This window comes from Trichloromonas sp., assembly GCF_034006665.1.
Lineage (GTDB): Bacteria > Desulfobacterota > Desulfuromonadia > Desulfuromonadales > Trichloromonadaceae > Trichloromonas.
This window is the reverse complement of sequence record NZ_JAVESI010000009.1, coordinates 78,487-92,191: the sequence shown is the minus strand read 5'-3', so window position 1 is coordinate 92,191 and position 13,705 is coordinate 78,487. Positions and strand designations below refer to the sequence as shown.

Annotated in this window: 10 protein-coding genes and 1 pseudogene; 7 read left to right on the top strand and 4 right to left on the bottom strand. The window is 59.3% G+C overall.

The features are described from left to right. The 5 genes and pseudogenes from RBR25_RS05770 to pap all read left to right on the top strand — a co-directional run. Positions 1-591: pseudogene (locus RBR25_RS05770) on the top strand (hypothetical protein); the annotation flags it as partial. Continuing rightward, on the top strand, positions 588-1,109 hold the full coding sequence (locus RBR25_RS05765) for a zeta toxin family protein (RefSeq protein ID WP_432818587.1): 522 nt from the start codon (positions 588-590) through the stop codon (positions 1,107-1,109). The pseudogene RBR25_RS05770 and the gene RBR25_RS05765, both read left to right, overlap by 4 nt. After that, positions 1,106-1,294 carry a hypothetical protein gene (locus RBR25_RS05760; RefSeq protein ID WP_432818586.1) on the top strand — a complete coding sequence of 63 codons (189 nt, stop codon included), beginning with the start codon at positions 1,106-1,108 and terminating at the stop codon, positions 1,292-1,294. Before RBR25_RS05765 ends, RBR25_RS05760 begins: the two co-directional genes overlap by 4 nt. A gap of 150 nt (positions 1,295-1,444) precedes the next feature. Continuing rightward, the gene (locus tag RBR25_RS05755; protein WP_432818585.1) at positions 1,445-4,678 is read left to right on the top strand and encodes a type I restriction endonuclease subunit R; all 3,234 of its coding nucleotides are present in this window, start codon (positions 1,445-1,447) and stop codon (positions 4,676-4,678) included. A gap of 145 nt (positions 4,679-4,823) precedes the next feature. Then, complete coding sequence (gene pap / locus RBR25_RS05750; protein ID WP_432818584.1) at positions 4,824-6,314, top strand: polyphosphate:AMP phosphotransferase; 1,491 nt, start codon at positions 4,824-4,826, stop codon at positions 6,312-6,314. A 16-nt stretch (positions 6,315-6,330) separates the two neighbouring features. On the opposite strand, the gene RBR25_RS05745 is transcribed toward pap, so the two are convergent. From RBR25_RS05745 to ppk1, 4 genes are read right to left on the bottom strand one after another with little or no spacing between them, the layout of a single operon-like run. Next, entirely contained in the window at positions 6,331-6,501 is a 171-nt protein-coding gene (locus tag RBR25_RS05745; RefSeq protein ID WP_432818583.1) for a hypothetical protein, read from the bottom strand. 15 nt (positions 6,502-6,516) lie between these two features. Continuing rightward, a complete protein-coding gene (locus RBR25_RS05740; protein ID WP_432818582.1) occupies positions 6,517-7,308 on the bottom strand; it encodes a ParA family protein in 792 nt (263 codons plus the stop codon). A gap of 4 nt (positions 7,309-7,312) precedes the next feature. Then, positions 7,313-8,863 carry a CHAD domain-containing protein gene (locus RBR25_RS05735; RefSeq protein ID WP_432818581.1) on the bottom strand — a complete coding sequence of 517 codons (1,551 nt, stop codon included), beginning with the start codon at positions 8,861-8,863 and terminating at the stop codon, positions 7,313-7,315. 20 nt (positions 8,864-8,883) lie between these two features. Beyond that, the gene (gene ppk1 / locus RBR25_RS05730; RefSeq protein WP_432818580.1) at positions 8,884-11,160 is read right to left on the bottom strand and encodes a polyphosphate kinase 1; all 2,277 of its coding nucleotides are present in this window, start codon (positions 11,158-11,160) and stop codon (positions 8,884-8,886) included. A 234-nt stretch (positions 11,161-11,394) separates the two neighbouring features. Here ppk1 and RBR25_RS05725 point away from each other — a divergent pair, with 234 nt between their 5' ends. Then, on the top strand, positions 11,395-11,937 hold the full coding sequence (locus RBR25_RS05725) for a helix-hairpin-helix domain-containing protein (RefSeq protein WP_432818579.1): 543 nt from the start codon (positions 11,395-11,397) through the stop codon (positions 11,935-11,937). Then, positions 11,934-13,511 carry an HD domain-containing protein gene (locus RBR25_RS05720; protein WP_432818578.1) on the top strand — a complete coding sequence of 526 codons (1,578 nt, stop codon included), beginning with the start codon at positions 11,934-11,936 and terminating at the stop codon, positions 13,509-13,511. Before RBR25_RS05725 ends, RBR25_RS05720 begins: the two co-directional genes overlap by 4 nt. Positions 13,512-13,705: the final 194 nt, after the last annotated feature.

The window sequence follows — 13,705 nt, the reverse complement described above, 5'->3', positions numbered from 1 at the left end:
GGGATTGAATATCCTGCGCGCCACCGCGTTCAGAAATCGCCAAAAACCCAAAGAAACCCGGGAAACAGGAACGAATCTTTATCCAAATGGCGCTGTTGGCGGTTTCAAAGAGCCATTAAGGCCGCTGCGGGGATATCTACGACATTTTGCCGAGGCCTTTCGGCCCGGCAACAACCGAATTGGTTGGCTCATGCCTCAAGCCGCGTGAGCTTTTTTCGCGATTGCATCAATGTTGGCAGCGTGTACTATTCGAATTGCCCATGTTTTCCGATCGATACCGTCTACTTCGTGTCGTCGGACCAGACATCATATTTTCTGTATCTCGCTCTGCAAGGATTGAATTTCATCAGCAGCGATTCAGCAGTCCCCGGACTCAACCGCAACTATACGTACTCGCTGGAACTGACAGTTCCTAATGCTGAAATATTCACGCTGTTCGAGACACGGGTTCAGCCGATTTTTGAGCAGATCAACGCCCTCACTATTTGGAACGGAAAACTCCGTCAAGCCCGCGACCTGCTTCTCCCCAAGCTCATGTCCGGGGCGCTGGATGTGAGTCGTATCTCCATACCCCAGGAGGTCGGGGCATGAGCGAAAAGAAGATTGTCATCATCGCCGGTCCCAACGGCGCCGGGAAAACCACCTTTGCCCGCGAGTTTCTGCCGAATGAGGCCGGATGCCCGATCTTCGTCAACGCCGACCTCATCGCCGCCGGGCTCTCCCCGTTTCAGCCGGAACTTGCCGCCGTCAAAGCGGGAAGGCTGATGCTCAGGGAGATCGAGGAACATTTCCGGCAACAGGTGAGTTTCGCCTTTGAAACCACGCTCTCCGGGCGCACCTATGCACGGATGATCCCCACCTGGCAGGCGGCGGGCTATCATGTTCGGCTGTTTTTCCTGAGCCTGCCAACTGCGGAGATGGCCATCGCCCGTGTAGCCGAGAGAGTTTGCCAGGGAGGGCATAACATCCCGCAGGAGGTTATCCGGCGCCGTTTTGCCGCGGGACGCATGAATTTTGCTATCCTCTACCGGGACCTGGTCGATGCCTGGGCGATGTACGATAATTCCGGCGATGAACCGCAACTCATAGATTGGAGCGAAAAGCCATGAACCAGAAACCTATCGAACAGGCGAAAGACCCTGACCTGGCCAACTCCTTCGATGCTCTCCGCCGGGCAGCCAAGCGTGCCCGCCAGATAGCCGCGCAGACCGGCACCGCGGTTATCGTACGGCATGGCGATCGGATTGACCGGGTGACTGTGACGGAGCAGGAGAAGAAGCCTACTTCAGCCTGATCGAGCCTCTGTGCTTATCGGACAAACTCGCTCGTATCTTGACGGTTTGGTCGATAACTTGTCCGATAACGGCAGATAACATGCCGGGATATCAAATGATTTTATTGACCCTATCCGGTCGGCTAATATTGTCGCCCCTCGGGAGGCTGGATGCCGCGCAAAGACTACTCCGAAGACATACTGATCCAACAACCGACAGCGGAATTGCTGGAGCAGGTACTGAACTACGATTGCGTTTTTGCCCACGACAATGAAGATTTCGGGCCTGAGAGCCTACTGGGGCGGCTCTCTGATCGGGAAGTGGTATTGCGGCGGGAGGTAGATGATGCCCTGCGCCGTTTGAATCCCGGCTTGCCTGACGAGGCATACCAGGAGGCGCTGGCCCAGGTGACGGCGGACGATATTACCAAACCCCTGGTGCAGATGAACGAGGACAAGTACCGCCTGCTCCGGGACGGGGTACCGGTCAAATATCGGGATGAAACCGGACAGCTGAAGGAACGCCGCTTGAAGCTGGTGGATTTCGACGATCCGGCCAACCCGAAGAAAAACCACTTTTTGGTAGTGCGGGAACTCTGGGTGCAGGGCCGACTATGGCGGCGGCGCCCGGATGTGATCTGCTACGTCAATGGCCTGCCGCTGGTGTTTATCGAACTGAAACGCTACGACCAGCACGTCGACAAGGCATTCAAGAAGAACTACAGCGACTACCTTGACACGATCCCGCACCTGTTCCACTGGAACGCTTTGATTCTCATCTCCAACGGCGTCGACGCCAAGTACGGCTCCATCACGTCGATCGTGGAACATTTTTCCCGCTGGAAGCGATTGCGGGAAGAAGATCCGGAACCGGCCAAAGATCAACCGCTGCTGCCGATGCTGCTGCGGGGAATGCTGGACAAGGCGACACTGCTTGACCTGGTTGAAAACTTTATCCTTTTTGACCGGAGCGAAGGGGAAGTCCAGAAAATCTTTGCGCGCAACCACCAGTACCTCGGCGTCAACCGGGTAATCGCCAAGCTGCTGTCGGAAGAACCGGGAGCGCAAGCCGACGTGGAGGCCGGGCGGCTGGGGGTATTCTGGCATACCCAGGGGTCGGGCAAGTCGTATTCCATGATCTTTCTGACCGAAAAGATCCACCGCAGGATTTCAGCAAAATACACCTTTGTGGTGATGACCGACCGGAACGAGCTGGACGAGCAGATTTTCGGCACCTACACCAACTGCGGCGCCGCCACCAACAAGAAGGCCAAGGCCAGGGACGGCAAGGGCCTGGAGAAGCTGCTGAAAGAGAACCACCGCTATGTCTTCAGCCTGATCCACAAATTCCACCGACTGGTGGACGAAGCCTACAGCCCCCGTGAAGACATTATCGTCATTTCCGACGAAGCTCACCGGACTCAGTACGGGCGCTTGGCGATCAACATGCGCAAGGCACTGCCACGGGCCAAGTTCATCGGCTTCACCGGCACCCCTCTGATCGACAACGCCGAAAAACAGATGACCAAGGAAGTGTTCGGGGATTACATCTCTATCTACGACTTCCAGCGAGCAGTCTCTGATGGGGCAACCCTGCCGCTGTTCTACGAGAACCGGGGAGAGAAGCTGGAGATCATCGATCCGGAGATCAACAAACGCATTAATGACCGGATCGAAGCAGCCAAGGCCGCAGGGGATCTGGACCCTGAGCAGGAAGAAAAGCTTTATCGCGATATCGCCCGTGACTATCCCATCCTGACATCTCCCACCCGTCTCGGCAAGGTGGCGGAAGACTTCGTCAAGCACTATCATCAACGGTGGCAGACCGGCAAGGCAATGATGGTCTGCATTGACAAGATCACCTGCGTCAAGATGTACGACCTCATCACCAAGGAATGGCAAGAGACTTGGCAGGCGCTGGAGGCGAAGGTAGTTGCCGAAGAGGAATGTTTCGCCAAGGCGGGCAAGACTCCGGACAAATTCCTCCAGAGTCACCGTGCCCAAGTGGAATGGATGAAGGCGACGGAAATCTGCGTGGTCATTTCCCAGGAGCAGGGAGAGGTCAACGAGTTCCGCAAGTGGGGGCTGGATATCGTGCCCCACCGGGAAAAGATGGTACACCGCGATCTGGACCTGGAATTCAAGAAACCGGAGCATCCATTTCGGGTGGCGATCGTCTGCGCCATGTGGTTAACGGGGTACGACGTCAAGTGCTTGGCTACGCTCTACCTGGACAAACCGATGAAAGGGCACACCCTGATGCAGGCCATTGCCCGCGTCAATCGCGTCGGTGGCGGCAAAAAGAACGGCCTCATCATCGACTATAACGGCATGCTGAAAAGTCTGCGGCAGGCGCTGGCTACCTTTGCTCAAGGCGACGGCAAGCAGGTGGACATGAACATACTTCGGGATGATACCGAAGCTTTATCCGAGTATGGCCAGTCGATCAAGGCGGCCCAGGAATTTCTGGCTGGCTGTAGCTTCAATCTGGACGAACTCATTGCCGCAACCGGCTTTGACAAACAGGCGCTGATCCTGCGCGGGGTGAATACCATCTGCGAAACCGATGAGCTGCGCAAAACCTTCGAGGTCATGGCGGAAGACATTTCCGCCAGATTCAGGGGACTCTTTCCCAACCCCGGACTGTACGCCTACGATAAACAGGAAAACGCCATATCGGCGCTGTATAACCGGTTGCAGGAAAGCAGAGAAACGCCGGATGTCTCCGAAATGCTCCAGGCGCTTTACGATGTGGTCGATACGGCAGTAACGACCGACACCTCAACGGTGAACGAAACACCGATCCGCTATGAGATGACAAAGATCGATGTTAGCCGCCTGAAGGCCGAATTCGACCGGACGTGCCCCAACATCAAGATGCTCAACCTACGGGAGAAAATTGAAAAAAGGCTGCAAGCCATGGTCGCTCAAAACCCGACCCGTGTTGACCTCTATGAGCGTTATCAGGAGATCGTAGCCGAGTACAACAAGGACAAGGATGCAGTGGAAGTGCAAAAGGTGTTCGACGACCTTTTCCGGTTCAACGATAACCTGGATCAGGAACAACGCCGATACCTGCGGGAAGGGCTAGACAACGAGGATCAGCTGGCTGTTTTCGATCTACTGCAGAAAGAAACCCTAACCCGCAACGAACGGGAAAAAATCAAAGAAGTGGCCAAAGACCTGCTGAAGAAGTTGCTGTCGGGCAAACTCCAGATTGACCACTGGCGAGAGAAGGCCACCGCCCAAGCCCAGGTTAAAGCAGAGATTATCAGACATCTCTTCGTTAGCCTGCCGGGAAGCGGGTATGCTAACGACGAAATATCGGCCAAGGCAGAGATGATCTTCGCACATCTGTACCAAACCGGGATCGGTGTGGGGGCTGGAAATTCCACATTCCACTGAAAGCGATCCCTGGACTTCCCGGACTTCCTGGTCGCTTCCAAGAGTTTGTTTGAGCCGGGGAATTTCTGGGGTTTCTCCATCACCTGCGTGTTTTCTGTTATTCTTGAAACCTGATTGAGACTTTACCCACCAATGGAGAGTTGTCATGTTCGAATCCGCCGAACTCGGTCATGCCATCGACGCCGAACGGTACGACCGGGAACTGCCCCGACTGCGCCGGGAACTTCTCGAAGCCCAACTGGAGATGGTGGAGGGTCGCCGTTTTGCGGTGATTATCATCATTGCCGGCATGGACGGGGCGGGCAAGGGGGATACGGTCAATGTCCTTAACGAGTGGATGGACCCCCGGCACATCCAGACTCACGCCCCCAGCGAACCGACCGAGACCGATCTGGCGCGGCCACCCATGTGGCGGTATTGGCGGGCGTTGCCACCCAAGGGGAAAATCGGGATTTTTTTCGACGCGATCTACAGTGAGGCGATTCACGACCGGGTTTATGATCACATCGGCAATTCGGAGTTGGACCAAGCCCTGGAGCGGGGCAACCGTTTCGAGAAGATGCTGGTGGACGAAGGCGCCCTGGTTCTCAAGTTCTGGCTGCATCTGTCGGAAAAACGCCAGAAGAAACGCTTCGACAAGTTGGAGAAGGATCCGGCCACAAGCTGGCGGGTGAACAAGGATGACTGGCGCAACCACAAACATTACGGCCGCTTCCGGCAGGTGGCGGAGCGGGCCTTGCGGCAGACCAGCTCGGCGGAAGCGCCCTGGACGATCATCGAGGGCTACGATGCCCACTACCGGGAGCTGACCTTGGGCGAGGCCCTGTTACGGGCGTTGCGTCAACGGTTAGTGATCGACGGGACGCCGCCGCAACCGGCGGTGACGGTGCCGCCCGTCGTTCCGCGCATCGATGGGCTCAATGTGCTGCGGGTGCTGGATCTGAGTCTCGATCTGGAGAAAAAGGAGTATGAAGAGCAGTTGGCCTATTGGCAGGGGAAGCTCAACAAGTTGAGCCGCAAGAAGGGTTTCAGTGAGATTTCCGTGGTGGCAGTCTTCGAGGGGAACGACGCGGCCGGCAAGGGGGGAAGCATCCGGCGGGTGACCGGAGCGCTGGATGCCCGCCGCTATCAGGTGGTGCCGATTGCCGCCCCGACCGACGAGGAGGCGGATCATCCCTATCTGTGGCGGTTCTGGCGACATCTGCCCGAGCGGGGCAAGCTGGTCATCTTCGACCGCTCCTGGTACGGCCGGGTGCTGGTGGAACGGGTTGAGGGTTTTTGCGCCGAGGCCGACTGGATGCGTGCTTACGGCGAAATCAATGATTTCGAAGAACAGTTGATTCGCAACCGCACCCTGGTGGTGAAATTCTGGCTGTCCATCGATCCGGATGAACAGTTGCGGCGTTTCAAGGAACGGGAAGAAATCCCCTTCAAGAACTTCAAAATCACCGAGGACGACTGGCGCAACCGAGAGAAATGGCCCCTCTACGAAGAAGCGGTCTGCGACATGGTCGAGCGCACCGGCACCCAGATCGCCCCTTGGACTCTGGTCGAGGCCAACAGCAAACGCTACGCCCGGGTGAAAATCCTCAAAACCCTGGTCGAATGCATCGAGCAGGCGCTGACCGAGGAGTAAAGGCACGGTCCCTCTTTCAATTTTTGACGACTTTTTCCTTCTTCCTTTCGAACTTTTTCAGCGTTTTTTTCGTCAACTCCTCGGGCTTGCAGAGGTGGTTTTCCTTTTTTGAAACCGCTCCGCAGCGCTCGCAACGAAAGCGACCCTTCTTCGGCTTGTTCTCCGATTTTCCCTTCAGGCAGCCCATCCCTTGCTCCTTCCATCACGAACCGTACATGTGAGAATCCGACCCGGGTGAAGCGGGGCATGCGCCGTCCAGATGGTCGCGGATCTCCTGCCAGAGTTCCGCAAAGGCATGGGCGGCGCGGCTGTGGGGAGCGTAGGCGGCCAAAGGCAGGCGGCGAATGCCCATCTGTTCCACCTCGCTGGCATAGGGGATTTCCGCTTCCAGCACCTCGGGCCGTTGCTGGGGCAGGCTCTCGACAATCTCCCGGTGCAGACTTTTGCGGCGGTCGACCATGGAGAAGAAGGGAAGGATTTTCAAATCCTTCAGTCCTTCGTCCCGCTCGAAGGCAAAAATCTGTTCAAGGGTACGCAGCGACAGGGGCGTGGGGATGATCGGCACCAGCAGAATTTCGGCGGCGCCGAAAACGGCTTCGGAAACCAGGGAAATGCTGGGAGGACAGTCGAGAAAGAGGTAATCGTAGGAAGCGGCCAGGGGGGCAAGCAGCTTTTTGAAGCGCTTGGTCGGCTTCTTTTCGCCGTCAAGGAGGATATCGAGATGGCGGTAGGAAAAATCGGCGGGCAACAGATCGAGTCGCGGATAGTCCGTCCCTTTGATCGCGGATTCCAGACCGTTCTTGCCGCCGATGAGCCTTTCGCCGCCGCCCTTGACCTTAGCTTTGATCCGGAAATAAAAGGTCGCCGCTCCCTGGGGATCGAGATCCCAGACCAGGGTTCGGGCGCCGTCCCGGGCCGCCAGATAGGCCAGATTGACGGCGGCGGCGGTCTTGCCCACCCCTCCCTTGATATTGTAGGTCGCAAGAATTTTCATGATTTCAGGGCTCTTTCCGGAAGAGTTCGTGAACCGGGCGCCGGTTTTCCGCCTCGGCGAAGGCGGCAAAACGCGCGGCGAATTCCGCGCGGACCTGCCGCTGGCGACCCCGCAGCCGTTCGCTGAGTTGGCCGATAGCGAGCAGGGTTTTCGGGGGCAGGGGAGATTCCGCGTTTGGCGCCGTTGCAAAAGTCCGCAGAGCATGGGCGTGCACTTCGAGATCCTGGAATTCGCCGAGATTATCCTGAAGCTTCTTCAACGCCCTGAGCAGTGGCGAAATCGCCTCAGGGGGATAAAGACTTTGAAAAAACTCCAGAAGATAGCGGAGTTTTTTGCAGGTCTTGCGCAATTCGTGAAGATCTTCCGGCGGCGACCGGTCGTCGATGGCGTTGCCCTCGCGCAAGGCCCGACGGACCATCTTGCGGATACGCCCGTTGGCCGTTGCCGACAACGGCAAAGCGGCCGCTTCCGGCCAGGGACCCCCCCGGGCAGCGGGATTTTCAAGCCAGGCGCGCCAGTCGGCAAACAGTTTCCGGCAGCGGGGCGCGGCCAGTTCCTCGGCCAGTCGCCGCTGGGCCGTTTGCTGGTGAGCGATAAGCAGGGCGCGCAGAGGCTCAAGCTCCGGCCCAACATCCGGAGGAAGCAGGCGCCGATAAGCATCGAAACCGAGCAGATGGACGTCGAGATCACGTACCGGTCCGGTAATCGTCCCGAGCCAGGCGAATTCGGCGCGGAAGCGATCCCGTACCGCCTTCGGCATCAGACGCCCGAGTTGTCCGAGAAGAGCGCGGGTCCGGCGGATCGCAACCCGAAAATCGTGGAGGAATTCGCTGTCGAGATTCCGGCGGGTGCCCTCCAGATTCCGTTCCAGGGTATCGAGCAGATGGGCGAAAATCGCGCGGATCACCGCCTCGGTTCCCTGTCCGGGAGCAAAGAGGAATTCCGGTTTCGAGGTATAGTCGCCGGGAAGGCGTCCGGCATCGCGCATGACGGTATGCCAGAGATCCTCAGGCGCGATTTGCAGGCCCAGCCCCCAGCGCAGAACCCGATCGAGCTCCCGCGACTCCCGGGCATAGCCGCGAACCGCCTCACTGCGCAGCCGCAAGGGCAGCCGCCGGCCCGTCCCTGCGTCAGCCCCTCCGGTGATCGCGTCCATAACGGTCAGCCGCGCCACCGTCTTTTGTCGCTCGTCGAGGAGAGCCAGGCGCTGAACGGCGCAGCGGATCTCGGCAAGCGGGAACAGCCGACGCATCTCGACGATTTCCGTCAGGGTATCGCGCAGGCTTCCCGGCGACAACTCCCCGGCGAAATCCGGAGCGGAAGCGGCAATTCGGTTCAACGGGTCGAGGCCGTCGAGACGGCGCAACCGCAGATCGACGGCGCCGTCCGTCGTCTCTTCCTCCAAAACCAGCCCCCGCCCATAAAGGCGCCAGTCAAAACTGTCGAAATAACGCAAGCGCGTCTCCCGGAGGGGTTCGGCGGTCAAAGCTGCGAAATTTCGTAATCCGTCGCGCAGGCGCGTTATGGGAAAATGTTCCGGCAGCAGATAGTCCATGCGCATCCTCGGCATTCACCTCAGCGCAGGTTGCGGCCACCGATGTTTTTCGCTTTGCGCTTGCGCAGCCGGGAGGCGTCGCGATTGCGCCTTTCCGCCTGTTCGATGAGCCGCTGCTGGCTGCCGACACCCTCCTCGGCATTTCGCGGCCGCCGCTGGCTGTAGCCGCCGTCCGAATTCAACTCCCAGGCGCTGCGCCGGTCGTTGAGCTGAATCTCCAGCATCTGCCGCAAATCCGCGCGAATGGCCGGGTTTTCCACCGGAGTCAGCACTTCCACGCGGTGTTCGAGGTTGCGTTTCATGGCGTCGGCCGAGCCGATGAAATACTCCTCCTCGCCGCCGTTGCGGAAGTAATAGATACGGGCATGTTCCAGAAAGCGGCCGACGATGGAAATGACCCGGATGTTCTCCGAAAGGCCGGCGATCCCCGGTCGTACCCGGCAGCTGTCGCGGATGATGAGGTCGATCCGCACCCCGGCGCGGGCGGCGCGGTAGAGGGCGCGGGCGATATCGGCATCGTCGAGGGCGTTCATCTTGAAGATGATGCGACCGGGGGATTTCTCCGCGTGCCCGGCGATTTCCCGGTCGATGCGCTCCAGCAGTCCGCGCTTCAGCATTTTCGGAGCGACCAGCAGCTTCTGGTAACGGCGGCTGGGGGTGAAACCGGTGGTCAGATAATTGAAGAGTTCGGTGGCATCGCGGCCGATGTTCTTGTCGTAGAGGAGCAGCCCCAGATCGCTGTAAAGGCGCGAGGTCTCGGGATGGTAGTTGCCGGTGCCGATGTGCACATAGCGGCGCAGGCCGTTGTAGTCGTTGCGCACCACCAGAATGATCTTGGCGTGGGTTTTCAGCCCAACCACGCCGTAGGTGACGTGGATGCCCGCCTCCTCCAGGCGGGAAGCGAGACGGATATTGGCCGCCTCGTCGAACCGGGCCTTGAGTTCCACCACCACCGCCACCTGCTTGCCGTTCTGGGCCGCCTGGATCAGGTAGTCGAGGATCGGGCTGCGGCTCGACGTACGGTACAGGGTCATCTTGATCCCCCGCACCTTGGGATCGTGGGCCGCTTCCCGAAGCAAACGCTCCACCGAGGTGGAAAAGGACTCGTAAGGATGCTGGAGGAGGATGGCGCCGGCGTCGCGGATCAGATGGAAGATGCTCCGCTCGCTCTGCAGGGCCGGGTGAATGATGGGGTATTGCGGCACCTCCTTGAGTTGGGGAAGGTTGAGCGCGGCGATCTCGAAAAGATCCCGGGTGCCGAGCATGCCGTCGACGATGAAGACGTCGGCTTCCTCGTCCAGACCCAGTTCCGCCGCCAGTCGCCCGCGCAACGTCGAGTCCATGCCCGGCAGTACTTCAAGTCGGACGATGGGGGCGAACTTGCGCTGTTGCAGGGTCGACTCGATCAGGGCGAGCAGGTCGTCGGCGTGCTCCTCGGCCCGCTCCGTATTGGCGTTGCGCGTCACCCGGAAGAGGTCGCAATGGAGGATTTCCATCCCCGGAAAGAGCATGTCCAGGTTGTGTTCCATGACCTCTTCCAAAAGCACGAAGCGGTTCTGGCGACCGATGCGCAGAAAACGCGGCGCCCCGGCGCTGATCGGGGCCTTGACCCGAGCCATGGAGATCTCCCGGTCCTTGGGATAGCGCAGGGTCACCAGCAGGTTGAGAGAAAGATTGGAAACAAAGGGGAACGGATGAGCCGGGTCGATGGATTGGGGGGTGACCAGAGGGAAGATGTTGTCGTAGTAGTCTTCCCGAATCTTTTCCCGTTCGCTCTTTTCGAGTTTTTCATAGGGAAGAATCTGGATGTCCTTTTCGCGCAATTTGCGCACCAGAATTTTCAGCAGACGTTGCTTTTCCAACTGGTGCTTGCGTATAAAAGCGTAGCAGGCGCCGATCTGTTCCTCCGGCGTGCGGCCGTCGACGGTTCGCTCCTGCACCCCGGCGCCGACCTGCTGTTTCAGGCCGCCGATACGCTTCATGAAAAATTCGTCGAGATTCGACCCGGCGATGGCGGCGAACTTGACCCGTTCCAGCAACGGAGTGCGGCGATCCGCCGCTTCATGCAACACCCGCTGATTGAATTCCAGCCAGGCCAGTTCACGGTTCAGGTAAAGATCGGGGGATTGAAGATCACTGGAGGCCGGCAGAGCCTTGAGCGGCGCCGGGAGGTCTTTGGGAGCGGGGGATGTCGGCAAGGCGGATTCCAAGGCCATGCCCTTTTCCGCCGCCTGGACAAGAGCATCGGCGCCCTGGTCGAGGGCAGGTGAAAAAACGGGAAGCTCTGTGGTATCCATAACAAAGGTCCTTAAGGGGGAAAGGCTGGTCCGGATTTATCCGGGAAAAATTTTCTCCTTTTACTTTGCCATGCTCTTGTTAGAAATCTGTTAAAAAAGTGTAAAAATTGAACCCTGTCGGCTTTTTTACACAAAACTTACCCAACTCTAACATAATCTCAGGGTTCTGCTGGTATAGTTGGCATTTGCAAGCCAGGTTCCGGCCATGGCGATCCTTCTCCAACGAGGTGACATATGAGTGATGAAGCAAGCAAAGAATTACAGCGGATCAAGGGAATCGGCGCGGTACTGGCGAAGCGGCTGACGGCGGCCGGACTCGACAGCCCGGCGCGCCTGGCCCAGGCCGCGCCGGAAGAACTGGCGGCGATTCCGGGGATGAATCCCCGTTACATAGAGAATATCATCGCGCAGGCGGGAAAAATGGTCGCGGGAGCGACAAAGCCGACGGAGACGGTCGCGCAAGCGGACAAGTGCGCCCCCCTGCGCGAAGCGGCCGAGACGCTGCGGCAGCGGGTTCGGGAACTGGTCGATGGACTTCTCGCGCGCAAGGGGGAGAAGCTGGCCGAGGCGAAGAAGGTAGCGCTCCAACGGGAGGTCGATAAATTCCTGAGCCGTCTGGAGCAGGTCGAAAGCCGTCTCGATCACCGGCGGAAGCGGGCGGGTAAAGGTCTGGCCCGGGCCGCGCGCCGCCTGAAGCGGCTGGATCAGGCCGGGGCCGGCAAACTGACCCGGGGACTGAAGAAGGCGCGCAGGCCTTTCCGGCGGGTTCTGGCGTGAGTTCGCGGGAAAGACGGGGGGACGAGGGCAAGGGCAGGGGTTCGGGAGAACGGCTCGCCGCTCTCGACATCGGCACCAACTCCATCCGCTGCATCGTCGTTGAAGTTCTTGGCGGAGGCGATTACCGGATCCTCGACGATGAAAAAGCTACAGTGCGTCTCGGCGAAGGGATGGCGGCCAGCGGGTTGATTTCCACCGCCGCCTGGGAACGAGCGGCCCAGGCCCTTAAACGCATGAAGCAGATCGCCGACGGGCTGGGCGCGACCCATTTCGTCGCCGTCGCCACCAGTGCCGTGCGCAAGGCCGCCAACGGCAAGGCGTTCGTCGCGGCCATGGCCCAACGCACCGGCCTCGCCATCGAGGTCATCGATGGCGAGCGCGAGGCCGAACTGGCGGCGCTGAGCGCCCGCCATCATTTCGACATGGCCGGCAACCGCTACGCCATGATCGACATCGGCGGCGGCAGCGTCGAAATGGTGACGGCCACCGGCGAACACATCGAAGAGATTCACTCCCTGGAACTGGGCGCGGTACTGCTGACCGAGCGTTTTATCCACGGCGACCCCGCTCCGGAGAAGGATCTGCTCCGGTTGCGCAAGCATATCCGCCAAGCCTTGAAAGCGACTCTGGCACCCCCCGGTTTTCCCGTGCAATGCCTCATCGGCTCGGGCGGTACCCTCAACGCCGTTGGCGCCATGGCCATGGCCCTGCGCAAGGAAGCCTACGGTTCCGTTCACGGCTACGAAGTGCTGCGCTCCGAGGTCGTCCATCTGCTGGCCATGCTCGAACGCAAGGACGCCCGGCAGCGGCGGGAAATTTCCGGCCTCAGTCCGGAACGGGCGGACATCATCATCGCCGGCGTGACCCTGGTCGATGAGCTGATGCGCTTTTTCGGCGCCAACCTGTTGCGCATCAACGAACGCGGCATCCGCGAGGGACTAATCTTGAAAAGCCTCGACGATCTCGGTCTGATAGAAAAACGCGAAGCACGACGGGACTGGCTAACGGCGGTTAAGGAGTTCGCCCGCTCCTGCCACAGCGACGAAGGGCACGCCGAAACGGTGCGCGACCTTTCCCTGCAGATTTTCGACGGCACGACCGAACTGCATCGTCTAGGGGAACGCCCCCGGCAACTTCTGGAGGCCGCGGCCCTGTTGCACGACGTCGGCTATTTCATCGATTACGCCAAGCATCACAAGCATTCCTACCATCTCATCCGTCATGCCGGACTCTTCGGCTTCACCCCCCGCGAACAGGAAATCGTCGCCAATCTCGCCCGCTACCACCGCAAGTCGCTGCCAAAGAAGAAACACGAGAATTTTGCCCGGCTGGGCGCCGAGGACCAGCAGCTCGTGCGTCAGCTCGCAGGCATCCTCCGCCTCGCCGACGGTCTCGACCGTTGCCGCAGCGGCAATCTGCACCGGATCACCGTCGAACTGACCGACAAAACCTGCAAACTTCTCCTGCAAGGAACTGGCGATCTCGCCGTGGAACTTTACGGCGGCCAGAACAAGGGGGATCTCTTCGAACAGGCCTTTGAGCGAAAACTGCTGCTCGAACCGACGGAAAACTGAAACGGTTACGGGAGGACTCCCCCGTAACCGGCCTCTTGCTTTGCCGGCAAAGGGCGAAAACCCGCGAAAAGAATTCCGGCGACGGCCCCAAAAGCACCGCATCCACATCCACTTCTCAACAAAACTTCATCCATCCCTAACAAACGTCCGACATTCTGGCTCCCCCGAGCGGCCGCAACCACGGGCCGCTGATT